The organism is Dactylosporangium sp. CA-152071 (assembly GCF_050936335.1).
Classification (GTDB): Bacteria; Actinomycetota; Actinomycetes; order Mycobacteriales; family Micromonosporaceae; genus Dactylosporangium; species Dactylosporangium maewongense.
The window spans coordinates 7,787,381-7,810,553 of sequence record NZ_JBNJMZ010000001.1 but is presented as its reverse complement, the minus strand read 5'-3'; the positions used below and the strand labels follow the sequence as shown (position 1 = coordinate 7,810,553).

At 72.0% G+C, this 23,173-nt stretch carries 21 protein-coding genes, 1 tRNA gene and 2 pseudogenes; 13 read left to right on the top strand and 11 right to left on the bottom strand.

Going from position 1 to position 23,173, the window contains the following annotated elements; all coding sequences use genetic code 11:
• Positions 1–10 precede the first annotated feature (10 nt).
• Entirely contained in the window at positions 11–1,243 is a 1,233-nt protein-coding gene (locus tag ACQEVZ_RS35205) for a helix-turn-helix domain-containing protein (protein ID WP_433374550.1), read from the bottom strand.
• A 193-nt stretch (positions 1,244–1,436) separates the two neighbouring features.
• Between ACQEVZ_RS35205 and ACQEVZ_RS35200 the strand changes: the two genes are divergently transcribed.
• Positions 1,437–2,075, top strand: coding sequence for a bifunctional DNA primase/polymerase (locus tag ACQEVZ_RS35200; protein WP_433374547.1), 639 nt, complete (start codon positions 1,437–1,439; stop codon positions 2,073–2,075).
• Between the two features lie 358 nt (positions 2,076–2,433).
• Here the strand turns inward: ACQEVZ_RS35200 and ACQEVZ_RS35195 are convergent, their stop codons facing one another.
• From ACQEVZ_RS35195 to aceE, 6 genes are all read right to left on the bottom strand, one after another.
• Positions 2,434–2,844, bottom strand: coding sequence for a hypothetical protein (locus ACQEVZ_RS35195; RefSeq protein ID WP_433374544.1), 411 nt, complete (start codon positions 2,842–2,844; stop codon positions 2,434–2,436).
• Between the two features lie 293 nt (positions 2,845–3,137).
• Complete coding sequence (locus ACQEVZ_RS35190) at positions 3,138–3,875, bottom strand: ABC transporter permease (protein WP_433374541.1); 738 nt, start codon at positions 3,873–3,875, stop codon at positions 3,138–3,140.
• A 2-nt stretch (positions 3,876–3,877) separates the two neighbouring features.
• Positions 3,878–4,759: an ATP-binding cassette domain-containing protein gene (locus ACQEVZ_RS35185; RefSeq protein WP_433374538.1), complete on the bottom strand. Its 882-nt coding sequence runs from the start codon at positions 4,757–4,759 to the stop codon at positions 3,878–3,880.
• A gap of 19 nt (positions 4,760–4,778) precedes the next feature.
• Positions 4,779–5,075: a transcriptional regulator gene (locus tag ACQEVZ_RS35180; RefSeq protein WP_344506186.1), complete on the bottom strand. Its 297-nt coding sequence runs from the start codon at positions 5,073–5,075 to the stop codon at positions 4,779–4,781.
• Positions 5,068–5,709 (bottom strand): transporter, encoded by a 642-nt coding sequence (locus ACQEVZ_RS35175; RefSeq protein WP_354891382.1) that lies wholly within the window; start codon positions 5,707–5,709, stop codon positions 5,068–5,070. Before ACQEVZ_RS35175 ends, ACQEVZ_RS35180 begins: the two co-directional genes overlap by 8 nt.
• Positions 5,710–5,785: 76 nt before the next feature.
• Positions 5,786–8,530 carry a pyruvate dehydrogenase (acetyl-transferring), homodimeric type gene (gene aceE / locus ACQEVZ_RS35170; protein WP_360573356.1) on the bottom strand — a complete coding sequence of 915 codons (2,745 nt, stop codon included), beginning with the start codon at positions 8,528–8,530 and terminating at the stop codon, positions 5,786–5,788.
• Positions 8,531–8,781: 251 nt separating this feature from the next.
• On the opposite strand from aceE, the gene ACQEVZ_RS35165 reads away from it, so the two are divergent.
• The 7 genes and pseudogenes from ACQEVZ_RS35165 to ACQEVZ_RS35135 all read left to right on the top strand — a co-directional run bounded on the left by ACQEVZ_RS35165 (position 8,782) and on the right by ACQEVZ_RS35135 (position 13,739).
• Entirely contained in the window at positions 8,782–9,309 is a 528-nt protein-coding gene (locus tag ACQEVZ_RS35165) for a hypothetical protein (RefSeq protein WP_433374533.1), read from the top strand.
• 42 nt (positions 9,310–9,351) lie between these two features.
• Positions 9,352–9,609, top strand: coding sequence for a hypothetical protein (locus tag ACQEVZ_RS35160; protein ID WP_354891377.1), 258 nt, complete (start codon positions 9,352–9,354; stop codon positions 9,607–9,609).
• Between the two features lie 13 nt (positions 9,610–9,622).
• The gene (locus tag ACQEVZ_RS35155) at positions 9,623–10,036 is read left to right on the top strand and encodes a YjbQ family protein (protein ID WP_344506181.1); all 414 of its coding nucleotides are present in this window, start codon (positions 9,623–9,625) and stop codon (positions 10,034–10,036) included.
• Between the two features lie 48 nt (positions 10,037–10,084).
• Positions 10,085–10,528: an NUDIX hydrolase gene (locus tag ACQEVZ_RS35150; RefSeq protein ID WP_433374529.1), complete on the top strand. Its 444-nt coding sequence runs from the start codon at positions 10,085–10,087 to the stop codon at positions 10,526–10,528.
• A gap of 54 nt (positions 10,529–10,582) precedes the next feature.
• Positions 10,583–11,662 (top strand): annotated as a pseudogene (locus ACQEVZ_RS35145) (thiamine pyrophosphate-dependent enzyme); the annotation flags it as partial.
• Between the two features lie 468 nt (positions 11,663–12,130).
• Positions 12,131–13,201 (top strand): annotated as a pseudogene (locus ACQEVZ_RS35140) (alpha-ketoacid dehydrogenase subunit beta); the annotation flags it as partial.
• A 106-nt stretch (positions 13,202–13,307) separates the two neighbouring features.
• Complete coding sequence (locus tag ACQEVZ_RS35135; RefSeq protein ID WP_033362448.1) at positions 13,308–13,739, top strand: DUF3052 domain-containing protein; 432 nt, start codon at positions 13,308–13,310, stop codon at positions 13,737–13,739.
• Positions 13,740–14,385: 646 nt separating this feature from the next.
• On the opposite strand, the gene ACQEVZ_RS35130 is transcribed toward ACQEVZ_RS35135, so the two are convergent.
• On the bottom strand, positions 14,386–17,166 hold the full coding sequence (locus ACQEVZ_RS35130; protein ID WP_433374524.1) for an Hsp70 family protein: 2,781 nt from the start codon (positions 17,164–17,166) through the stop codon (positions 14,386–14,388).
• 47 nt (positions 17,167–17,213) lie between these two features.
• Between ACQEVZ_RS35130 and ACQEVZ_RS35125 the strand changes: the two genes are divergently transcribed.
• The 3 genes from ACQEVZ_RS35125 (at position 17,214) to ACQEVZ_RS35115 (ending at position 18,382) form a co-directional block, all read left to right on the top strand.
• Entirely contained in the window at positions 17,214–17,678 is a 465-nt protein-coding gene (locus ACQEVZ_RS35125; RefSeq protein WP_433374521.1) for a peroxiredoxin, read from the top strand.
• 87 nt (positions 17,679–17,765) lie between these two features.
• Positions 17,766–17,840, top strand: a tRNA-Val gene (locus ACQEVZ_RS35120).
• Positions 17,841–17,890: 50 nt separating this feature from the next.
• Positions 17,891–18,382, top strand: coding sequence for a hypothetical protein (locus ACQEVZ_RS35115; protein ID WP_433374518.1), 492 nt, complete (start codon positions 17,891–17,893; stop codon positions 18,380–18,382).
• 6 nt (positions 18,383–18,388) lie between these two features.
• Here ACQEVZ_RS35115 and ACQEVZ_RS35110 read toward each other — a convergent pair whose 3' ends face one another.
• Together ACQEVZ_RS35110 and ACQEVZ_RS35105 are read right to left on the bottom strand one after the other, a co-directional pair.
• The gene (locus ACQEVZ_RS35110) at positions 18,389–18,784 is read right to left on the bottom strand and encodes a hypothetical protein (protein WP_433374515.1); all 396 of its coding nucleotides are present in this window, start codon (positions 18,782–18,784) and stop codon (positions 18,389–18,391) included.
• A 68-nt stretch (positions 18,785–18,852) separates the two neighbouring features.
• Entirely contained in the window at positions 18,853–20,211 is a 1,359-nt protein-coding gene (locus tag ACQEVZ_RS35105) for a GH1 family beta-glucosidase (protein ID WP_344506174.1), read from the bottom strand.
• Between the two features lie 34 nt (positions 20,212–20,245).
• Here ACQEVZ_RS35105 and ACQEVZ_RS35100 point away from each other — a divergent pair, with 34 nt between their 5' ends.
• On the top strand, positions 20,246–21,019 hold the full coding sequence (locus ACQEVZ_RS35100) for an aldo/keto reductase (RefSeq protein WP_433374511.1): 774 nt from the start codon (positions 20,246–20,248) through the stop codon (positions 21,017–21,019).
• 35 nt (positions 21,020–21,054) lie between these two features.
• Here ACQEVZ_RS35100 and ACQEVZ_RS35095 read toward each other — a convergent pair whose 3' ends face one another.
• Positions 21,055–21,510, bottom strand: coding sequence for a hypothetical protein (locus tag ACQEVZ_RS35095; RefSeq protein WP_433374508.1), 456 nt, complete (start codon positions 21,508–21,510; stop codon positions 21,055–21,057).
• An 84-nt stretch (positions 21,511–21,594) separates the two neighbouring features.
• On the opposite strand from ACQEVZ_RS35095, the gene ACQEVZ_RS35090 reads away from it, so the two are divergent.
• Positions 21,595–23,157, top strand: a complete 1,563-nt coding sequence (locus ACQEVZ_RS35090) for a methyl-accepting chemotaxis protein (RefSeq protein ID WP_433374505.1) — start codon at positions 21,595–21,597, stop codon at positions 23,155–23,157.
• The last annotated feature ends 16 nt before the right edge of the window (positions 23,158–23,173 follow it).

Genomic DNA, 23,173 nt, shown 5'->3' with positions numbered 1-23,173 from the left:
ACCCCGTGCCCTACACCCCCACGCTCATGTGCTCGGCGAGTTCAGCGACGGGTGCCGAGGGGGTGCCTCGGGTGCGCCGCAGGACGTCGCTGAGCACCTCCCGGGCCAGCGGCCGGCAGCGGATCTCCGAGGGGGCGAGCCGGTCGCCCTCCAGGAGCATCTCGCTGGCCTGCTCGATGTCGCCGAGGAGGGCGTGGGCGCGGGCCTGGTCGAGGTAGTGGTGCGCGCGGCGCTCCGGCAGCAGCGCGTGGAACGCCTCCAGGTCCAGCGACTCGTGCACCTCGATCGCGTGGCGGCCCTCGCCGAGCTCGACGGCGGCGGCGGCGCGGTGCAGCTGCACGTTCGTCGGCCCGAAGCAGGACCAGTAGTAGTTGTGGTCGCCGTCGAGCCCCCGGGCCGCCTCCTCCGCCCCGCCGAGCAGGTCCCGGACGGTGGCGCCGTCGCCGATGCGGGCGGCGGCCATCGCGCCCTGCAGCAGCAGCGTCCCGTAGACCGACAGGCGCTCCGGCGCGCAGTCGTTGCCGTCGGAGCCGGGGGCGAGCCGGTTGGCGATGTTGACGTTGATCTCGAGCGCCGGGCGGGACCGGCCGAGGGCGAGCAGCGCGAGGGCGACCCTGGTGGTGGCGGAGCCGGCCAGGAGCTGGTCGCCGGCGCGCTGCGACACCGCGATCGACCTGTCGGCGGCGAGCCAGGCCAGCTCGTGCTCGCCGAGCTTGCGCAGCGCCGACGAGGCGATCTGGTAGACCTGCCCGAGCAGGTGGGCGGCCTCGCGGCCCTGCCCGCCGTCGGCGTAGGCGGTGTCGGCGGCCTGGGACTCCCGCAGCAGGCGGGGCAGGGTGCGGGCGAGCATGCCGTACTTCGCGTGCTGGTAGCTCAGCCACGCGTGGGTGACGGCCTTGCGCATCTCGGCGAGGGGCGGCGGCTCGGGCGGCGCGTAGAAGAAGGCGCTGATCTGGTCGTAGCGCTCCAGGGCGGCGCGGATCTCCTCGACCTCGACCTGGTCGACGCAGTTGACGCTGTCGGGGCGCCGCTCGGGGTCCTTGCCCAGCAGGATCTGCACGTCGAGCTGGAGCACGTCGGCGATCTCGTAGACCACCGAGAACTTGTCCAGGCGTCGCACGCCGCGCTCGACCTTGTCGACCCAGCTCTTCGACTTCCCGAGCCGGTCCGCGAAGACCTGCTGGGACATCTTGCGCCGGTTCCGCCAGTAGGCCACGCGCCGCCCGATCGGCAGCTCATCCACGCCGCTCACCTCCGGAGGTCACCCGCTCGGCCGAAATCGCACCTTTTGTGCGGTTCGTCCGGCGTTCGTGCTCATACGTTCTGAAGTGCAAGTTGCAGACCCCGTTGCCATTGCCAACGACGCACACGTCGTCCGGTGACGCGACGTGGTTCTGTGCGCACTTTCGAGTGATCTCCGCTGCTAGGAGGAGCACATGCGGTCCTGGGAACGCGCCAAACTCCGCAAAGCGGCCGTCCGGTACGCCGAACACGGCTGGCACGTGCTGCCCGGCGCCTTCCTGGTCGGCCAGCACGCGGGCCGGCACGCCAGGGAGCGCCGCTTCGACTGCGGCCAGCCCGGCTGCCGCACCGTGGCGTGCCACCCCACCGCGAACACGCCGAGCCGGTCGCCGGCGGCCGTCGCCGAGTGGTGGCGCGTACACCCCTACAGCGTCCTGTTCCCGACCGGGTACGCCTTCGACGTCCTGGAGGTCCCCGGCGCGCTGGGCCGGGCCGCGCTGCTCGGCGACGGCTTCGTCGCGGCGCGCGGGCCGGTCATGGTGGCCCGGCAGAAGGGTCAGGGGGACCGCTGGTCGTTCCTGGTGCTGCCCGGGCACGGGCTGCTGCCGGAGCTGGCCCAGCAGCCCGGCGTGGTGCTGCACGGGCAGGGGTCGTGGGTGCCGGCGGCGCCGAGCCCGCAGTTCGGCGGGCGGGTGCGCTGGGAGCTGTCCCCGGAGTCGCACGGCTGGCGGCCGGCGGAGCCCTACGCCGTGCAGGCCCTCATGCTCGACGCGATCGGGGCCGGACCCATGGCGGGCGCGGGACACCGGGGCATCTGGCGCACCGCCGCCTGACCCCACCACAGCAGACGGCCGGTCCTCTCGGGGGGACCGGCCGTTGCCGTTGTCCGCGACCGGGCCGACGCTCAGGCACGAGCAACCAGCGCCGTCGATGGCCGAACGCCCGCGACCAGTGCCGCGACGGTCGTCGGCGCCCGGGGGCGGGAGGCCTCCGCCGCTCGGGCACGGGACGTCGCCCGAGCGGCGGGGGTCGACGAGCGCGCTAGGCTTCGGAAAAAATTCACGTGCAGAATTCATGCCGCTGCCCAACGTAGCGTCGGTGTAGCCCTACGTCGACCCTTGTCCTCCGACTGGGCTACTCAAGGGTTGCGTGAATACCTACTCAACCCTGAGTGTTGATCTACTCAATTGATCAGTAACTCACCAGGACATCCACGGTGGCCACCACCCGGCGGACGTCGGCGCCCGCATTCCGGTCGGGCACCTCCACCGGCTGGGCGGCGGGGTCGACCCGGACGATCCGGCCGCCCTCGGGCAGCCTGACGCCGCGCGCCGCGAGCAACGCGGTCAACGCACCGTAGACGACCGCCTCCGCCCGGTCGGCTGCGGCCCACACCTGGAGCCCGATCCGCCAGCGGACCTGACGTGCCCACGGCAGGCGGGAGCGGACCGGCTCCCCCACCGCTTCCACGAGCAGGACCGGTGGATCACTCGTCGGACTGGCCGGTCGCGAGGTCACCAGGGTCGCGTCGGACAGATGGTGTTGTGCGCGCAGGTACGCCACGACGAGGCCGACCGCGTCCGGCTGCGCCACGGCCGTCACCGCCCCCGTCACCCTCGTCCCCCTCGCCCGTGTCCTTGTCGAGGACAACGGGACGCGCACCGCCTGGTCGCGGTACCAAAGATACATTTCATATTCCCCGAAGAAAGGATTCATGTGTGATCGGAGAAACGGCGCGTCCGGTCGAACGGTTCGTTGATTTCCGCCGCCAGTGGTTGCCACCGCCCCCCACTCCAGGGTAATGACCAGGAAAGATCGGGTGGGTGCTTTTGCGACAAACATCGGCGCCCCCCAATCGGCATTTTGCCGCCGACCGGAGGGCGCCGGAGCGCGGATCAGCTGAAGCGGGCTCCCTCGTCGCGGCGGTGCGCCCAGGCCGCGAGTCCTGCCGCCGCGACCGTCCAGGCGGCCAGGGACACCATCGCGGTGGCCGACACCGTGAAGTCGCCGACCGCGGCCCAGAGCAGCTCGGCGGCGCCGCGGGTCGGCAGGAACGGCGCGATCGTCTCGACGAACCCGGGCGCGTCGCCGGGCGCCGACAGCAGCCCGCCGCCGAACGCGAGCGGGAAGAAGATGATCTGCGCGACGGCGAGGGCGGCCTTGGTCGGCAGGGAATAGCCGATCGCCAGGCCCATGAACGTGAACGGCAGGGCGCCGAGCACGACCGCGCCGAGGGCGAGCAGCAATTGCACCGGGGAGGCGGTGGCGGCGGTCAGTGCCGCGCCGATGACGACGACCGGGATCAGCGACAGGAACATGAACGTGAGCCCGGACAGGACCCGCCCGGTGAAGGCGACGGCGGGCCCGGCCGGCAGGGTGCGGCTGTAGGGGTCCCACGGCTGGGCGCGGTCCTCGGCGACGCCGACGCCGTAGGTGAACAGCGAGCTGGTCATCACCGCGAACATGACCATCGAGGCGGTCGCGTAGGTGGCGCCGGCCGGGTCCTCCCCGGCGAACGGCACGACGAAGAACAGCATCGACGCGGCCGGGAAGAACGCCCCGCCGACGACGGCGACGGGGATGCGGGCGGTCTCCAGGATGCGGAACCGGGCATGCGTGAGCGCGAGCGACATGATCAGCGTCCCGTCAGGGTCAGGAATGCCTCTTCGAGGCTGGTGGGCCGGACCTGCAGCCCGCGGAACGGCACGCCCGTGGTGACGAGGTCCCGCACGAGCTGGTCCGGGTCGGCGGTGAGCAGGGAGGTGCGGCCGTCGGCCTGCTCGACGCCGACGACACCGGGCAGCGCCGGCAGCTCGGGCAGCGTCTCGCTGTCGAGGCTGACCCGGTGGATGCCGACCATGGCGCGGATGGCGGTGACGGTGTCGTCGGCGAGGACCCGGCCGCCGGCGAGGACCACGACCCGGTCGGCGAGGGCCTCGATCTCCTCCAGGTAGTGGCTGGTCAGCACGACGGTGCCGGTGCGCCCGTACGCCCGGATGTGGTCCCACAGGTCGCGGCGCGCCTGCACGTCCAGGCCGGTCGTCGGCTCGTCCAGGAACACCAGGTCGGGGCGGCCGACGAAGGCGAGCGCGACGGCGAGGCGGCGCTTCTGGCCGCCGGACAGGCCGCCCGTCTGCCGCCCGGCGACCTCCGTCAGGCCGAACCCTTCCAGGAGCTCGCCGGTGGGGACCGGGTCGGCGAAGTGGGCCGCGACGAACGCCACGCACTCGCGCACCCGCAGCGTCGCGGGCAGGCCGGTCTCCTGCGGGGTGACCCCGATCCGGCGGCGGGCGGCCGGGTCGCGGGGGTCGCCGCCGAAGAGCTCGACGGTGCCGCTCGTCGGGCGCCGCAGGCCGACGAGCAGGTTGACGAGTGTCGACTTGCCGGCGCCGTTGGGGCCGAGCAGCCCGACCACGCCGCCGGCGTGGATGTCGAGGCTGACGCCGTCGAGCGCGACCTGGGCCTTGGCGCCGGTGCCGTAGCGCCGGGTGACGTCGACGGTGCGGGCGAGGAGCATGAGGACTCCCTGGTGGGGTCTAGGTGTTGGGATCCAGGAGGGCGCGGACGGCGGCCGTGTAGTCGTCGAAGGCGACCCGGCCGCGGTCGCTGAGGGCGGCCGAGGTCGTCGGGGTGCGGCCGCGGAAGGACTTGACCAGGTCGACATAGCCGGCCTGCTCGAGCTTCGTCAGGTGCACCGACAGGTTCCCGGCCGTCATGTCGAGCAGCTCCTGCAGGCGGGGGAAGGTCATCCGGTCGCCGGCGGGCAGCCCGGACAGCGCGGCCATGATCCGCAGCCGCGCCTGGGCGTGGATCACGGGGTCGAGCTCAGCCACGCCGCCGTCCCCGCCACCAGAGGACCACCGCGAGCAGGCACAGACCGCCGCCACCGCCGGCGGAGATCAGCAGCGAGTGCCAGCCGGGGCCGAGGGCGACGCCGGCGATGTTGATGACGGTGAGCCAGGCGCCGAGGACGAACATGTCGCGCGACAGCCAGATGGCCGCGCCCGCCATGTACATGACGGCGACGGTGCCGACGGAGACGCAGGCCCACAGCAGGCCCTGCTCGTCCTGGGGCAGGTATCGGACGAAGCGCCCGGTGGTGGAGCCGACGCCGGCGAACGCGAGGAACCAGGCGATCCCATAGGCCGTGCCCTGCCACGACGAGCGGCCCTCGACGCCGCGCCCGCGCCGGACGGACGCGACCAGGGTGCTCACCATCGCGGCCGCCATCGCCGCGAACAGCACGACCAGCGGCAGCCACTCGGGCAGGTCGACGAAGACCCGGCCGCCGGGGCCGAACCGCAGGAACAGCAGCCCGTGACCCACCAGCCAGGCGAGACCCCAGGGCAGGTAGTAGACGAGCGGGTTGAGGGTGATGGTGCTGGTGACGGCCGTGCGCTCCTGCTGGATGAGGGCGAGGGACTCCGCCGGCGAGGCGGGCGGCGCGTCGTCATCGACCGGGGTCATGCAAACTACTTTACGCCGCAAACCTATTTGCCGGAAGAGAGGGCCGCCCATGCGGACGGCCCTCGCTACCCGTCGATCAGGAGTCGCCGCCGGTCTCCCCCACCGGGGCGGCGTTGACGTCGTCGATCGCGTACTTCTTCGCCGCGTCCGCGGCGGCCGACGCCGGCACCTCGCCGCGGCGGGCGAGCTGGCGCAGCGTGGCGACCACGACCGACTCGGCGTCGACGTGGAAGTGCCGGCGCAGCGCGTGCCGGGTGTCGGACAGGCCGAAGCCGTCGGTGCCGAGCGACGTGTAGTCGGTGGGCACCCAGCGGGCGATCAGGTCCGGCACGGCCCGCATGAAGTCGGAGACCGCGATGACCGGGCCCTCGGCGCCCTGCAGCGCCTGGGTGATGTACGGCACCAGCGGCTCGTCGGCCGGGTGCAGCAGGTTGTGCTCCTCGGCGAGGATCGCGTCGCGGCGCAGCTCGGTCCACGACGTCGCGGACCACACGTCGGCGGCCACGCCCCACTCCTCGGCGAGCAGCTTCTGCGCCTTCAGCGCCCACTGCATGCCGGTGCCGGAGGCGAGGATCTGCGCCTTCGGGCCCTCCTGCACCGGTGCGGGCAGGTACTTGTAGAGGCCCTTGAGCACGCCCTGCACGTCCAGGCCCGCGGGCTCGGCCGGCTGGAAGATCGGCTCGTTGTAGACCGTCAGGTAGTAGATGAGGTCCTCGGGCTTCTCGCCGTACATCCGGTTGACCGCGTTCTCGGTGATGTGCGCGATCTCGTAGCCGAACGCCGGGTCGTAGGCCACCACGGCCGGGTTCGTCGCCGCGATGAGCAGCGAGTGACCGTCCTCGTGCTGCAGGCCCTCACCGTTGAGCGTGGTGCGGCCCGCGGTGGCGCCCAGCAGGAAGCCGCGTGACATCTGGTCGGCGGCCGCCCAGATGCCGTCGGCGGTGCGCTGGAAGCCGAACATCGAGTAGAAGATGTAGACCGGGATGATCGGCTCGCCGTGGGTGGCGTAGCTGGTCGCCGCGGCCGTGAACGACGCGACCGAGCCGGCCTCGTTGATGCCTTCGTGCAGGATCTGCCCGTTGGTGGACTCCCGGTAGCTCAGGAACAGCTCCCGGTCGACCGGCGTGTAGTTCTGCCCGTGCGGCGAGTAGATCTTCGCGGTCGGGAAGAGCGAGTCCATGCCGAAGGTGCGGGCCTCGTCGGGGATGACCGGCACCCAGCGCCGCCCCATGCCCTTGTCGCGCATCAGGTCCTTGAGCATGCGGACGAACGCCATCGTGGTGGCGACCTTCTGCTTGCCCGAGCCGCGCTTGATGTCGCCGTACACCGACGACTCCGGCAGCTTCAGGTCCACGTGCTTGGTGCGCCGGTTCGGCACCGGGCCGCCCAGCTGCGCGCGCCGCTCGCGCATGTACTGCATCTCGTCGGACTTCTCGTCGGGCCGGTAGTACGGCACCGCGTACGGGTTGTCGCCGATCGCGCTGTCCGGGATGTCCAGGTACAGCCGGTCGCGGAAGTCCTTGACGTCCTGCAGCGTCAGCTTCTTCATCTGGTGGGTCGCGTTGCGGCCCTCGAAGTGCGAGCCGAGCGTCCAGCCCTTGATCGTCTTGGCCAGGATGACCGTCGGCTGGCCGGTGTGCTCGGTGGCCGCCTTGTACGCCGCATACAGCTTGCGGTAGTCGTGGCCGCCGCGCTTGAGGTTCCAGATCTCGTCGTCGGACAGGTGCTCGACCATCTTGCGCGTGCGCGGGTCACGGCCGAAGAAGTGCTCCCGCACGTACGCGCCGGACTCCGCCTTGTAGGTCTGGTAGTCGCCGTCCGGGGTGACGTTCATCAGGTTGACCAGCGCGCCGTCGGTGTCGGCGGCCAGCAGCGGGTCCCACTCCCGGCCCCAGACGACCTTGATCACGTTCCAGCCGGCGCCGCGGAAGAACGCCTCGAGCTCCTGCATGACCTTGCCGTTGCCGCGGACCGGGCCGTCGAGGCGCTGCAGGTTGCAGTTGATGACGAACGTGAGGTTGTCCAGCTCCTCACGGGCGGCGACGCCGATCGCGCCGATCGACTCCGGCTCGTCCATCTCACCGTCGCCGAGGAACGCCCATACGTGCTGCTGGCTGGTGTCCTTGAAGCCGCGGTTGTGCAGGTACCGGTTGAACCGCGCCTGGTAGATCGCGTTGATGCCGCCCAGGCCCATCGAGACGGTCGGGAACTCCCAGAAGTTGGGCATCAGCCGCGGGTGCGGGTAGCTGGGCAGGCCCTTGCCCATGCCGCCGTGCGACAGCTCCTGGCGGAACCCGTCGAGCTGCTGCTCGCTCAGGCGGCCCTCCATGAACGCGCGCGCGTACATGCCCGGCGAGGCGTGACCCTGGAAGAAGATCTGGTCGCCGCCGCCCGGGTGGTCCTTGCCCCGGAAGAAGTGGTTGAAGCCGACCTCGTACAGGCTGGCGGCGCTGGCGAAGGTCGAGATGTGACCGCCGACGCCGACATCGGGGCGCTGGGCGCGCTGCACGAGCATCGCCGCGTTCCACCGGATGTAGGCACGGATGCGCCGCTCCACGTGCTCGTCGCCGGGGAACCAGGGCTCACGCTCCGGCGCGATCGTGTTGATGTAGTCGGTGGTCGTGAGCGGCGGCACGCCGACCTGTCGCTCCCGCGCGCGCTCCAGCAGGCGCAGCATCACGTACCGGGCGCGCTTCGTGCCGCGCTCGTCGATCACTCCGTCCAGCGACTCGACCCACTCGGTGGTCTCCTCCGGGTCGATGTCCGGCAGTTGACTCGGCAGGCCGTCGCTGATCACTGGGCGCTTGCGTTCGGTGGACACAGGCGTTCCTTCTAGGTGTAGGACCGGTCGCCCCCGAGGTAGGACGGTGGTGGCCGGTCGGGATGGCCTCTGGGTGTTCGGGTTGAGGCAATGTGTGAGCCCATGTCCCATCCTGCCTGCCCTCAGTGCAATCCGTCACGTCTACGGGGCGTCAACTGCGACGCGCGACACGATACCGGCGGGTAACTTCTGCGTGACAAAACCGCGACTGATCGACCGTACCGCGGGTCCGGATCGGCTACGGTCCGGCCGTGTCCGACAACTCCGCCTGGTGGCTGCTGGTCCCGGTCCTCTGCGTCACCGCCTCGATCATCACGGTGGTCGTCGTCATCACGTTCGTCGTGCGCCGGGTGGTGCGCGGCGCCGTGAGCTCCGCCTTCAACAACACGACCGGCGGCGGGCTCCGGCGCGGCGGCCCGTCGTCCCCGTCCCCCTTCGGCGCCGACCCGCTCGGGCCCGACTGGACCCCCGACGGTGGCGGCTCCGGCCCCTCGGGCGGGCACCACGGCCCCCACGGCTCCCATGACTCTCACGGCGGCCACGTCCATGGCTGGGGGCACAGCATGGACCACGGCCACTCGCACTCCCACTCGCACGACTCCGGGTCGTCCTGGTCGTCCTCCGACTCGGGCTCGTCGTCGTCCAGCGACTCCGGCTCCTCGTCCTCGTCGGACTCCGGCTCCTCGTCCTCGTCGGACTCCGGCTCCTCGTCCTCGTCGGACTCCGGCTCCTCGTCCTCGTCGGACTCCGGGTCGTCGTCCTCTTCCTCCAGCGACTGAGGCCACCGGCCTCCCGTTGCGCGCGTTGACTACCGTGCGGCTGTGCCTGACAACGCGCCCTCGGGCCCACCGTCCGAAATGATCGCCGTCATCGTGATCTTCCTGGTCGTGGTGGTCGTGGTGGCCGCCATCGGCGCCGCCCGCGGCGGCGGCCGCCGCTCCGGGTCCTCCTCCGACGCGACCTCCTCCGACACCGGCTCCTCCGGCTTCGACTGGTCCTCCGGTTCCTCGTCCGACTCAGGCTCCTCCGACTCGGGCTCCTCCGACTCGGGCTCCTCGTCGTCGTCCTCGTCCGACTGACAGACTGGGGTCCATGCACTCCGAGGTCATCACCGTGCGCACCGGCTCCCGGCCGGTGGTGCGCGACATCACGGACGAGGCGTCGCGGTTCGTCGCCGGGCACGCGCCGGACGGCGACGGGCTGCTGCACGTGTTCGTCCCGCACGCGACCGCCGGCGTCGCGATCATCGAGACCGGCGCGGGCAGCGACGACGACCTGCTGCGCGCCCTCGACGACGTCCTGCCGGCCGACGACCGCTGGCGGCACCGGCACGGCTCACCCGGCCACGGCCGCGACCACGTCATGCCGGCGTTCGTCGCGCCGTACGCGACGCTGCCGGTCGTCGGCGGCCGGATCGCGCTGGGCACCTGGCAGTCGATCTGCCTGGTCGACCCGAACGGCGACAACGCCACCCGCCAGGTCCGTTTCAGCTTCCTGACCGGATGAGCGCGTTTCCTGCCGGGGTTCCCGGCCCCGGCGCGGGAGGATTCTGACGTGATCGAGCGTCGCGTCGCCGTCGTGTTCCTCGTCGACCCGCAGGGGCGGGTCCTGATGCAGCACCGTGACGCCCACGCGAAGGTCTCGCCCAACCAGTGGGCGATGCCCGGCGGCAAGATCGAGGACGGGGAGACGCCGGAGGAGGCGGCCCGCCGCGAGGTGCGGGAGGAGACCGGACTGACCGTCACCGACCTGGAGCACTACGTCACCGGTACAAGACCCTCGGTGACGACCGCCGACGGTCTGGTGGAGATGCACGTGTACTACGCGGCCACCGACGCCACCCAGGACGACATCGTGCTCGGCGAGGGGCAGGCAATGGTCTTCCTCACACCTGAGGAGGCACTCGCCCGCGACCTCGGCGTGACCGCGGCACTTCTGGTGCCGGGCTTCCTGGAGTCTTCGCAGTACAGAGCCCTGGCGACGCGCAACGGGCCGTGACCGTCGCGACACCGGGCGACGCGTCGGACTGGCAGACGAAGACCAAAGTCGGCCATGCTGTCGAGCGTGACCACCCCTCAGGACCTCGACGAGCGGTTCCGCGCGGAGCTCGCCGGGCTCGTCGCCGCCACGGTCATCCGGGACCTCGACGAGCCGGTGCGTGACGACACCGCGCTCACCGGTGTGCAGGCCCGCGAGTTGTACGACGCCCAGTGCACCAGCCGGCACCTCGACCTCGCGGCCCGCTGGCTGCGCAGCTTCAACGCCGGTTACTACACGATCGGCTCGTCCGGCCACGAGGGGAACGCGGCGGTCGCCGCGGCGCTTCGCCCGACCGACCCCGCCCTGCTGCACTACCGCTCCGGCGGCTTCTACTGCATGCGCGCCGCCCAGGTCCCCGGCAGCGACCCCATCCGCGACGTCATGCGCGGGGTCGTCGCCTCGGCGAAGGAGCCGATCGCCGGCGGCCGGCACAAGGTCTTCGGCCACCCCGACCTGCACGTCGTGCCCACCACCTCGACGATCGCCTCGCACCTGCCGCGCTCGATCGGCGTCGCGTACGCGCTCGGCCGCGGCCGCCGGCGCACCGGTTCACACGCCGACGCCGGTGCCGGCACCAACGGCCACGGCTGGCCCGGCGACGCCGTCGTCGTCTGCTCCTTCGGCGACGCGTCGATCAACCACGCCGCCGCGACCGCCGCGTTCAACACCGCCGGCTGGTGCGACCACGTCGGGCTGCGCCTGCCGCTGCTGTTCGTCTGCGAGGACAACTCCCTCGGCATCAGCGTCCGCTCCCCCGAGGGCTGGGTCGCCGCCGCCCTCAGCAGCCGCCCCGGGCTCCGGTACTACACCGCCGACGGGTGCGACAGCGCGGCCACCTACGACCGGGCCGCCGAGGCCGCCGCCTGGGTGCGCCGCTTCCGCCGGCCCGCGATCCTGCACCTCACCACCGTCCGGCTGATGGGCCACGCCGGCGCCGACGCCGAGATGGCGTACCGCACCCCCGTCGAGATCGCCGCCGACCTCGCCCGCGACCCGCTCGTGCACACCGCCCGGCTCATCGTCGAGGCGGGCGTCGCCACCCCGTCGGAGCTGATGGCCCGCTACGACGAGCTCGGCTGGGACGTGCGCCGGGTCGCGGAGGAGGTCCTCGGCGAGCCGAAGCAGGCCAGCGCCTCCGAGGTGACGGCGCCGCTCGCGCCGCGCCGGCCGGTCCGCGTGTCCCGCGCCGTCGCCGACGCCGCCGCCGACCTGGTCGACGAGGCCGTGGACCCCGACGCGGGCAGCGACATCGGCGACGACCTGGAGTTCTCCGAGGCGTACGAGCCGCCGCACTCCCACCGCGCCCCCGACACCGACGCGCCCGCGGCGCCGTCGCCTTCGGATTCGCCGTCGCCTTCGGATTCGCCGTCGCCTTCGGATTCGCCGTCGCCGTCGCCGTCGCCGTCGCCGTCGGATTCTCCGTCGTCCTCGGATTCGCCGTCGCCTTCGGATTTCACGGCGACCGAGGTGCCGGACGCATCGGAACTCTCGGAAGTGCCGGAAACATCGGAAGCGTCGCCGGAGCCGGCCGACACCCGCGCCAACGGGCATCCGCCGACCCGCGCGGCCGCCTTCAACGGGAAGCTCCCCGAGCGCGCCGGCCCGCTCACCCTCGCCCAGACGATCAACGCCGCCCTGACCGACGCGATGCTCGCGTACCCGCAGATGGTGGTCTTCGGCGAGGACGTGGCGGCCAAGGGCGGCGTCTACGGGGTGACGAAGGGCCTACGGGACCGCTTCGGCAGCGCGCGCGTCTTCGACACCCTCCTCGACGAGACCTCCATCCTCGGCCTCGGCCTCGGCGCCGGGCTGGCCGGGATGCTGCCCGTGCCCGAGATCCAGTACCTGGCCTACCTGCACAACGCCGAGGACCAGCTGCGCGGCGAGGCCGCCACCATGCAGTTCTTCTCGCAGGGCGCCTACCACAACCCGATGGTCGTCCGGGTCGCCGGCCTCGCGTACCAGCTCGGCTTCGGCGGGCACTTCCACAACGACAACGCCCTCGCGGTGCTCCGCGACATCCCGGGGCTCGTGGTCGCCGCGCCGGCCAGGGCCGAGGACGCGGCCCCCATGCTGCGCACCTGCCTCGCCAGCGCGGTCGTCGACGGCAGCGTCTGCGTGTTCCTGGAGCCGATCGCCCTGTACCACACCCGCGACCTGCACGGCGACAGCGACAACTGGTGGCTGTCGGAGTACGCGCCGCCCAGCGAATGGTCGGCCATCCACGTGCCGATCGGCCGGGCCCGCGCGTACCACAGCGGCCCGAACGACGACCTCACCATCATCACGTTCGGCAACGGCGTCCGGATGTCGCTGCGGGCCGCCGCCCGCCTGTCCGAGGAGGGCGTCGCCTGCCGGGTCGTCGACCTGCGCTGGCTGTCGCCCCTGCCCGTCGGCGACATCATCAAGCACGCCTCCGACACCGGCCGCGTCCTCGTCGTCGACGAGACCCGCCGCTCCGGCGGCGTCGGCGAGGGCATCATCGCCGCCCTGGTCGACGCCGGCTACGTCGGCGTGGCCCGCCGGGTGGCCGCGGTCGACTCGTTCGTGCCGCTCGGCCCGGCCGCCAACCACGTCCTCGTCTCCGAGGAACAGATCGTCCAGGGAGCGAAATCGCTGTTGGCCCGGTAGTTTGGACCTTTAGTTTTTCGATCGCATCGGTGCGCCACTTGCGTTGACGGCCCGTACTGTGTGGACTACGCGCTAACAGTGGTGTTGCGACAGGAGGCAGTGGACAGTGAACGCGACCGCGGGTCAGGCCGAGGTGAAGAGCCTGGCGGACCGGTTCGGCGTCGAACCGGGCATGGTCGTTATGGAGATGGGGTACGACGACGACGTCGACCAGGATCTCCGCGACGTCCTGATCGACCGGTGCGGGGACCTGGTTGACGAGGAGACCGACGAGGTCGTAGACGTCGTGCTGCTGTGGTGGCGCGACGACGACGGTGACCTGGTCGAGACGCTCATCGACGCGCTGGGCCCGCTCGCGGACAACGGCGTGGTGTGGCTCCTCACCCCGAAGGCCGGCCGCCCGGGGCACGTCGAGCCGAGCGATATCAACGAGTCGGCCCCCACCGCCGGGTTGCAGCAGACCTCGACGGTCAACGCCGGCAAGGACTGGACCGCGGCGCGCCTGGTCGCCCCGCGCGCCGCGAGGTCCCGCCGCTAGCTTGTCGGTGCGCTCGCCTTCCCCTCCGCAAGGAGCCATTGAAGGCGAGCCCTGACCCCCAGCCCGGCCTCGCCACCTTCGTCAGGCACCCGGGCCGTTCCCTCCTGCGCTCAATCCGCTCCTCGCCCACCCGCCGAGGTGCCGTTCCCCGCTGGACCGTGGCCACGCCCTGGCCTTCCTCGCCGCCACCCCCATGATCGTCTCGCGGATCGGGTCGCCCGGGCAGCCAGATCCGCTATCCGATCACTGCGCCACCCCACCGGCCGGCCGCCCCGCGCCACCACGATCGCGCACAAGTCCGCCCCTGTCCCCCGATCGTGGACACGCGCGGCCCCATCCCCCGGCTTCACCCACACCCCGCGTCGGCTCGCACCAGCCGGGGGCCGCGGACTTCGCACCCACGCTGGCGCTGCCCGGCAATGCCACCCTCCTCAGGCCGACCGCTCGCCACCGCCGGGAACCATGACCGACGGACAGCGATCCGCCCTTCAATCCGCGAGAGGGCGCGGAGTCCGGCATCCGGAGCGTGGCACCGGTCGCCCGGAGCCCGCACGGCTTGTGGTCGTGCGGGGTCCAGCAACCACCATCGCGGTGAGCGTGGCGCCCGGCCACATGAGGCGAAGGGTGCGGCAGGTCGGCGGTGGGGTCAGGCGGCTGAGGAGCGGGTCTGGGTCGGCTTCCAGGTCGGGGTCGGGGACGGGGAGTTGGACCAGGACTTCGAGGGGGTCGGGGACGGGGACGGGTTGCCGCCGCCCGAGTTGGACTGGGGCTGGTAGATGCGGACGTCGGAGAACGTGACGTCGGCGGCGTCGCCGCTGGGGGTGAAGGCGCCGAGGTTGACCTTGCCGCGCTTGATCGATTCGTTGACCTTCGAGCCGAGCTTGACGCCGTTGGCGTAGACGGTGATCTCCGAGCCGATGACGACCAGGGCGACGTACGGGTCGCTGGTCATCTTGACCGGCCAGGACGCCAGCTCGTTGCTCTGGCTGGGGGCGGCGTCGCCCAGGGCATACAGGCGGATCACGCCGTCGCAGACGCCCACCGTGTACGCCTCCTGGCCCGCCCTCGCCCACATGCCCGCGCAGCCGCTCACGCGGTGCACCTTCGCCTCGATGCCGGCGTCGGTCATGTTGACGTTGAGCGTGTCCTTCAGCGTGCAGCCGGTCAGGCCGCGCGGGTCCGACACGACGTGCAGGTCGTCGCTGGACGCGTCGCACCTGCCGCCCTCGGACTCGTCTTGGGAATACCACAGCTCGTGCAGGCCCCGGTCCTGGAACTGCTTCCAGTTGCCGGGCACCCACGACGGCCGGTCCTGCTGCGAGTACGGGGGAAGCGTCTGCCCCTCGGCCGCCGTCGGCGCCACGGACCCGCCGCTCGTCACGGAGGTCGTGGGCTGCTGCGCGACGTCGTCGTCCTTCTTGTTGTCGCCGACCTCGGTGTACACCACGTAACCGGCGAGCGCGAGCGCCAGCACCAGGATGCCGACGAGCAGCGGGATCGCCACGTTGCGCCGCGCCGGCGGGGGCGGCGGCTCCTCCCGCGGCATCGGCGCGTATTCCATCCGCGACGCGGACGGCGAGTCGTAGACGCGCTGGACCGGCTGCGGCGGCTGCGCGACCCTCGGCGGCTGCGGCGGCGGCACGGGAGCGTGCCCCTGCTGATACCCCTGCGGCCCGCCGCGGTGCCCCTGCTGAACGGGTGGCGGTGCCATCGGGCGGAGCCGCTGCGTCGCCTCCGCGTCGCCGAACGCCGGGCTGACCGGCGCCGCGCCGGCCTGGAAGCCACCCGCCTGGTATCCGCCCTGGTATCCACCGGGCCCGCCGCTGACGGGCGGCGGCGCGCTGACGGGCGCGTTGGCAGCGGGAGGCGCGCTCATCGGAGGCCCGCTCATCGGCGGCGCGCTCATCGGCGGGCCACTCACCGGCGGACCGCTCATCGGCACCGCGCTGACCGGCGAGACCCCACCGGGCGGCGTGCCCTGCCCGTGCTGGAACCCGGCGGCGCCCTGCCCGCCCTTCCCCAACTGCGCCGCCGCCTGCTGCGCCGCCGCCTGCTGGGCTGCTTGCTGAGCCGCCGCCTGCTGCGCCGCTGCCGCCTGAGCAGCCGCCGCCTGGGCCGCCGCCGGTCCCGTCTGCTGGGCGCCGGCCGCCGGCGCACCAAAAGCGCCGGCCGCGCCGGCCACTGCGGCACCCGCGACACCCGCGACACCCGCCGCGGCAGCACCCGCGACACCCGCGACACCCGCCGCGGCAGCACCCGCGACACCGGGCGCCTGACCCGCCGGTCCCCCGCCGGGCACAGGCCCGCCGGACCCGGCCGGTGGCCCGGACTGCGGCGGCGCCATACCGGGCTGCACGCCCACGTTGACCCAGGCGCGGAGGCTGCCCTCGGCGACCACCATCTCGGGCTGCTCGATGATCGTCGGCGCGACGCCGAGCTCCTTCTGCAGCAGCGTCGCCACGAGCGGGATGCGGCTGGACCCGCCGACGAGGAACAGCCCGGCGAGCTTGCTGTTGTCCAGGCCCGCCCAGCGCACGACGGCCGCCGTGGTGCGGACCGTCTGCTCCAGCATCGGCCGGGCCAGGTCCTCGAACGCCTCGCGGGTGATCTCGACGTCCGCGGCCGCGATCGGCACGTGCAGCCCGGTCGACGGGGTCCGGGACAGCATCTCCTTCGCCACCCGGGCGTCGTCCCACAGCAGCCGCCGGTGCCGCCGGTCCTCGGTGGTCTGCGGGCTCTCCAGCCGCGCCCACACCGGCGGGTCCTCCAGCTTGCGCTTCGCGTGGTCCACGATCAGCGCGTCGAGATCGATGCCGCCCAGGTCGTCGATGCCGTCGACGGCGCGGACGTCGAACCCGTCGCCCGCCCGGGTCACGACGCTCGCGTCGAAGGTGCCGCCGCCGAAGTCGTACACGAGCAGGCCCTGCTCAGCGGTGAGCGGGCGCTGCAGGACACCCGCGAAGTAGTGCGCGGCGGCGACCGGCTCGGGCATGAGCGCCGGCTGCGGCAGCCCCGCGATCGTCGCGCCCTCCACCAGCGCGAGCCGCCGCGACACGCCCCACGCCGCCGGGTGCGTCATCGTCACCGCGCCGATCTGCCCGCCGGCGACCCGCTTGGCCTCCGCCGTGACGTGCGACAGGACCGCCCCGATCAGCGCCGGCACCGTGAACTCGCGGTCGCCGAGCAGCACCGTGCCGTCGTCGATGCGGCGCTTCGGGCTCGCCTCGAAGCGCGCGGGGTCGACCCGCGCGGCGTGCACCGCGTCGCGGCCCACCAGGACCTGCCCGTCTGGCTGCGCATAGACGCAGGACGGCAGCAACGGCGAACCGTCGAACAGCAGGGGGCGGACCCGCCCATCCGGCCACGCAAGCAGCGCAACGGTGTGGGAGGTCCCGAAGTCGATGCCCAGACGTGGACCGGCAGTCATGCGGGCGAGTGTAGGCCCCCGGTACGACAAAGTGGCATGCTCGTGCCATGACCCTGGACGTCGGTGCCGAAGCGCCGGACTTCGCACTCAAGGACCAGAACAATCAAGAGGTCCGCCTGTCGGATTTCCGCGGGCAGAAGGCGGTGCTCCTGGTCTTCTACCCTCTGGCCTTCACCGGCACCTGCCAGGGCGAACTCGCCTCCGTCCGGGACGGGATCGCCGACTTCCAGTCCCCCACCGTCCAGGTGCTCACGGTGAGCGTCGACTCGCCCTACAGCCACAAGGTGTGGGCGGACCGTGAAGGATATGACTTCCCTCTCCTGTCGGACTTCTGGCCGCACGGCGCGGTCGCCCAGGCGTACGGCGTCTTCAACGACAAGGCCGGCTTCGCCAACCGCGGCACGTTTCTCATCGATTCGACCGGCGTCATCAGGTTCACCGAGGTCAATGGCCCAGGTCAGGCCCGCGACCAGGACCGGTGGCGCACGGCGATCGCATCGTTGCAGAGCTGATACAGACCTGATACCGACTGGGGCGGATGAGGCGCGGCAGGTAGCATCCTGGGGTACCCGGGTTCGCGTCGCCGTGACAGCAGTTCGGGGCGCGTAGCTCAGTGGAAGAGCACCCGCCTTACAAGCGGGGGGTCGTTGGTTCGAACCCAACCGTGCCCACCAGCACACACCTGGCATCAACGCGGTCGAGAAGGCCTTGAGAGGGCGCGGCGATGTCCGCACGGCTGGAGGACTACCTCGACGGGCCGCGGTTCGTGGGCACGGTCGTCTACGAGCCCGGCTGGTACCTGCTGAGCGTGCCGGACGAGGCGCACGCGGAGCTGCTGGCGCTGGTCGGGGAAGGCGTGGAGCTCAAGCCGGCGGCGCGGCCGCACGTCTCGGTCATGAAGGGCGAGGCGCCGTGCCGGAACGCGCGCGACTGGGGGACGGCGTTCGCCGGGGAGGCCGTCGCGTTCCGGGTCGCGCCGGTCGTGCACGGGGAGAACGGGCTGCACCTGTGGGTCGACTGCCACAGTCCGCGGCTGTGCGAGATGCGGGAGCACTTCGGGCTGAGCACGCTGCGGCGGGAGGACGGGGCGTACCTCGTCAACTTCCACCTGACGGTCGGGCGACGGAAGAAGGCCGTCGGCGCGCGCAAGCGGCCGCAACTGCGGCTGTCACCGCAGAGCCACATCGACGTCGAGACCGGCATGCAGCACCTGTAGGGCGGCCTACGGCTTGTGCGGGCACTGGTGCAGCGGGCGCCGCGGGATGCGGGCCGGGCGGCGGATCGAGACGAGCCGGGCCGGGCGGATCGACGGAGCGGCGTGCGGCGCGGAGGTGGAGGTCGCGGTGCGGGACACGGCGGCCAGGTGCGAGGAGAGCGCGGCGTGCAGGAGCGTCGGCGACTGCTGCGGCATCGGCTGCATGCGCCGGTTGCTGCCGGTGTACGTCGAAACCGCCGGCGCGGGCGTGTACACCCGCTGCGCCGGGATGCGGGGCGCCGCCGGGACCGCGTCCGTGGCGGCAGGCTCGTCCTTCTCCGGCCTGGTGACCACGAACGCGACGATCGCCGCCACGACGACCGGGACCAGGTAGAGGAGGGCTCCGGCGTATTGCTCGGTCACGACGACGACTCCCAACGCTGCGCACAACTGACCTGCGCAACGCTACGGATTGCCCCGCATCGACGATGTCATCCGGTCGGTTCGCCCTGCAAGTCCGGGCGGGGTGCAGCTGAGGTGCAAACCTCCCGGAACCAGGCGAACGACGCCCGCCGCGTCCGCTCCTGCGTCTCGAAGTCGACGTGGACGAGGCCGAAGCGCTGGTCGTACCCCTCGGCCCACTCGAAGTTGTCCAGCAGGGACCACGCGCAGTAGCCGCGGACGTCGACGCCCGCCTCGACGGCCTCGCGGACGGCGGCGAGGTGCCCGGCGTGGTAGTCGATGCGGAACTGGTCGTCGACCGGCGCGTACGAGCAGCCGCTCTCGGTGATCCAGATCGGCGGGAGGCGATCGCCGTACACCTGCCGCAACTGCACCAGGAGATCCTTCAGCGCGGAGGGCACGACGGGCCACCCGAAGTCGGTGGTGGGGTAGCCGGTGATGTCGAGGCGGCTGAACGGGAGGTCCTCACCCTCGACCGGGGCGCTGATGAGGCTCGGGTTGTAGTAGTTGACGCCCAGCGCGTCGATCGGCTGGGAGATGACCCGCAGGTCGCCGTCCATGACGATCGAGTCGATGTCGGCGGTGGTGAGGGCCTCGACGATCGGCGGGTACTCGCCGAGCAGGACCGGGTCGGTGAAGAGCCGGTTCTGCACCAGGTCGTAGAACATGGCGGCGGCCTGGTCGTCGTCGGACCCGCTCTTCGGCCACACCGGCGAGTAGTTGTTGGCGAGGGTGATCGGCGAGGACGAGACGCGGCGCAGCGCCGACACGGCCAGGCCGTGGCCGAGGAGCTGGTGGTGGATGACCGGCAGCAGGTCCATGCCGAGCTGCTGGCCGGGCGCGTGGACGCCGAGGACGTGCCCGAGCACGAGGTGGATGTACGGCTCGTTGAGCGTCACCCACAACTTCACCCGGTCGCCGAGGGCCTCGCCGACGAGCTCCGCGTATTCGCCGAAGCGCATCGCGGTGTCGCGGTTGCCCCACCCGCCGAGGTCCTGCAGGGCCTGCGGCAGGTCCCAGTGGAACAGGGTCGCGACCGGGTCGATGCCGCGGGCGAGCATCCCGTCCACGAGCCGGTCGTAGAACGCGATCCCGGCGGCGTTGGCGGGGCCGTCGCCGGTCGGCTGGATGCGCGGCCACGCGATCGAGAACCGGTACGCGGTCGCACCCAGCTCCTGGATCAGGTCGAGGTCGGACTCCCACCGGTGGTAGTGGTCGCAGGCCACGTCGCCGGTGGCGCCACCGCGGGTCGTGCCGGGCGTGCGGCTGAACGTGTCCCAGATGGACAGCCCGCGGCCGTCCTCCTCCGCGGCGCCCTCGATCTGGTACGCGGCGGTGGACACACCGAACTGGAACCCCATGGGGAAGTTCTTTGGAAAGTCCGACATGATCGCACGCTACCGGCTGCGGCAGTATTGGGCCATGGCACACGAGATCCCAACCGCCGAGCTCGCCCCGGGCGTGCAGCTGCCCACGATCGGCTTCGGCACCTGGCAGATCACCGGGGCGTCCGCGTACGAGTCGACCCGCACCGCGCTGGACGTCGGCTACCGGCACATCGACACCGCGACCATGTACGGCAACGAGGAGGACATCGGCCGGGCGCTGCGCGACAGCGGCGTCGACCGCTCCGAGGTCTTCATCACCACGAAGCTCCCGCCGTCGCAGGCGGGCCGCGAGCGGCAGACGATCGAGGCGAGCCTCAAGGCGCTCGGCGTCGACGCCGTCGACCTCTGGCTCATCCACTGGCCGCCGTCGCGGGGCAGGTCCGTGCCGGTGTGGGCGGAGTTCCAGCAGCTGCGCGACGCCGGCCTGACCCGCACCATCGGGGTCAGCAACTACGACGCGGCCCTCATCGACGAGCTCGTCAAGGAGACCGGTGAGACCCCGGTCGTCAACCAGGTCTCGTGGAGCCCCGGCGAGCACGACGAGCGCTTCCTCGCCGACATGCGCGACCGGCGGGTGGTCGTCGAGGGGTACAGCTCGCTGAAGAACACGCCGCTGGACGACCCGCGGCTGGTCGCGATCGCCGAGGCGCACGGGGTGACGGTGCCGCAGGTCGTGCTCCGGTGGCAGCTGCACCACGACATCGTCATCATCCCGAAGTCGACGCACCGGGACCGGATGGAGCAGAACCTGTCGGTGCTCTCCTTCTCCTTGACCGCCGAGGAGCTGGCGACCGTCGGTTCGCTCTAGGCCACCCGTTTCTCCTCAGTTCTCCTCAGTTCTCCTCAGTTTCTCCGTACAGTCCGGTCCACGCGCGCCCGCCAGCCTCCGTCGCGGGGCTGGCGGCGCAGCTTGGCCAGGGCCTCGACCGCGCCGGTCACCAGCTCGTCGTAGTCCGGCTCCGGCCCTTTCTGGATGAGGAACGCCAGGCCGGCGGAGTTGCTGACGGCCCACCCCGCCCGCCGGCCCAGACGGTGCGCGGCGTCCGCGCCGTGCGCCGTGACGAGCTGGATGTCGAAGGGGTGCCGCACCTCGCCACCCTCCCTGGTCACAACGATCCTCGCCTGTGCCAGGGTGTCGTCGCGGTTGAACAGCGCCTGCCACCATCGGGTCCTCGGCGCCTCGACGACGACCTCGACGCCCTGGCCGTGCTCGCCCGGGTCGCCGGCGGCCGCGACGGCGCGCACGAGGTCGACCACCCTCGCCGTGTCCGACCTGCGGAACGGCACCCAACTGTTCACGGCGACATCTTCGCGCACCATTTTCCTCAGGTGTCTCTGCCGTCGGTCGTTCAGCCGGACAGAACATCCGAAAGGACGTCTGTCATGCGCCGCTGGCTCGGCTCCCGCCGCCTGTACACCAAGATCCTGTTCGTGGCCGCGGTGGCGGTCGCCGGGACCGCCGCCACCGGGATCGTCGCCCTGGTCGGCATCTCCGGTCTGAGCGACACGCGCAACACCGAGGTCGGCAGGTCCGCGCCGTACATCGCGGCGCTGCACTCCGCCGCGCTGACCGCCAAGACCGCCGCCAACGACGAGCGCGGCTACCTGCTCGGCGGCGACACGCAGTTCCGCGACGAGGCCCTCGGCCGCAAGACCGGCGTCGACGCCCAGCTCGCGACCGCCCGCCGGCTCGCCCCGTCCGGTCAGGCCGTCGAGGAGATCCAGGCCGCGACCGACGCCTGGTTCGCCGCCCTCCAGGCCGAGTTCACGCTGTTCACGACCGACCGCGCGGCCGCCGTGACCGCCGCGTTCGGGCCGAACCGTGACCTGCGCAAGTCGTACGAGACCCTCCTCGACAAGGAGATCACCCGGGCCGACCAGGCCCTCGTCGCCGGGCGCGACTTCAGCGACACGGTCTCCTCGGTCCGCCGCACCGTCGTCACCCTGCTCGTCGTCGCGCTCGCCCTGGCCGTCGCGCTCGCGCTCTACATCGCCCGGCTCATCGTGCAGCCGCTCAGCCGCGTCTCCCACGTGCTGCGCGCCGTCGCCGACGGCGACCTCACCCAGGACCCCGACGTCGACCAGCGCGACGAGGTCGGCCGGATGGCCGCCGACCTGCGGACCGCGACCGGCAACCTGCGCCGCACCGTCGCGACCCTCGCCGAGCACTCGGCGGTCCTCGCCAGCGCCTCCGAGGAGCTCGCCACCACCAGCCGCGCGAGCTCCGAGGGCGCCGCCACGGGCGCCCGCCAGGCCGCCGCCGTCGCGACCCTCGCCACCGAGATGTCCGGCGCCATCTCCACCGTCGCCGCCGGCGCCACCGAGATGGGCGCCTCGATCCGCGAGATCGCCCAGAGCGCCACCCAGGCCGTCACCGTCGCCGGCCGCGCCGTCGAGGTCGCCGGCACCACCAACACCGTCATGAGCAAGCTCGGCGACTCCTCCGCCGAGATCGGCAACGTCATCAAGGTGATCACCTCGATCGCCGAGCAGACCAACCTCCTGGCCCTCAACGCCACCATCGAGGCCGCCCGCGCCGGCGACGCGGGCAAGGGCTTCGCGGTCGTCGCCTCCGAGGTCAAGGACCTCGCTCAGGAGACCGCCCGCGCCACCGACGACATCAGCCGCCGCGTCGCCGCCATCCAGTCCGACACCACCGGCGCCGTCTCCGCCATCGAGGAGATCAGCGCCATCATCGGCCAGATCAACGAGTACCAGACGACGATCGCCTCCGCCGTCGAGCAGCAGTCCGCCACCACCGAGGAGATGAGCCGCAGCGTCGAGCAGGCCGCCGCCACCGGCAACCAGGTCGCCTCCACCATCGGCGAGGTGTCCACCTCGGTCCAGCTGACCACCTCCGGCCTCACCGAAGCCGACCGCGCCGCCGGCAGCCTGGCCGAACTCTCCGGCAGCCTCCGCACCATCGTCCAGACGTTCCGCTACTGACAGCCCTCACCCGGTC

Excerpts from the sequence above, each read along its gene's own strand:
- ACQEVZ_RS35200 (WP_433374547.1), top strand. The coding sequence starts at position 1,437 with ATGCGGTCCTGGGAACGCGCCAAACTCCGCAAAGCGGCCGTCCGGTAC.
- ACQEVZ_RS35190 (WP_433374541.1), bottom strand. The coding sequence starts at position 3,875 with ATGTCGCTCGCGCTCACGCATGCCCGGTTCCGCATCCTGGAGACCGCC.
- ACQEVZ_RS35185 (WP_433374538.1), bottom strand. The coding sequence starts at position 4,759 with ATGCTCCTCGCCCGCACCGTCGACGTCACCCGGCGCTACGGCACCGGC.
- ACQEVZ_RS35175 (WP_354891382.1), bottom strand. The coding sequence starts at position 5,709 with ATGACCCCGGTCGATGACGACGCGCCGCCCGCCTCGCCGGCGGAGTCC.
- ACQEVZ_RS35155 (WP_344506181.1), top strand. The coding sequence starts at position 9,623 with ATGCACTCCGAGGTCATCACCGTGCGCACCGGCTCCCGGCCGGTGGTG.
- ACQEVZ_RS35130 (WP_433374524.1), bottom strand. The coding sequence starts at position 17,166 with ATGACTGCCGGTCCACGTCTGGGCATCGACTTCGGGACCTCCCACACC.
- ACQEVZ_RS35125 (WP_433374521.1), top strand. The coding sequence starts at position 17,214 with ATGACCCTGGACGTCGGTGCCGAAGCGCCGGACTTCGCACTCAAGGAC.
- ACQEVZ_RS35115 (WP_433374518.1), top strand. The coding sequence starts at position 17,891 with ATGTCCGCACGGCTGGAGGACTACCTCGACGGGCCGCGGTTCGTGGGC.
- ACQEVZ_RS35105 (WP_344506174.1), bottom strand. The coding sequence starts at position 20,211 with ATGTCGGACTTTCCAAAGAACTTCCCCATGGGGTTCCAGTTCGGTGTG.
- ACQEVZ_RS35100 (WP_433374511.1), top strand. The coding sequence starts at position 20,246 with ATGGCACACGAGATCCCAACCGCCGAGCTCGCCCCGGGCGTGCAGCTG.
- ACQEVZ_RS35090 (WP_433374505.1), top strand. The coding sequence starts at position 21,595 with ATGCGCCGCTGGCTCGGCTCCCGCCGCCTGTACACCAAGATCCTGTTC.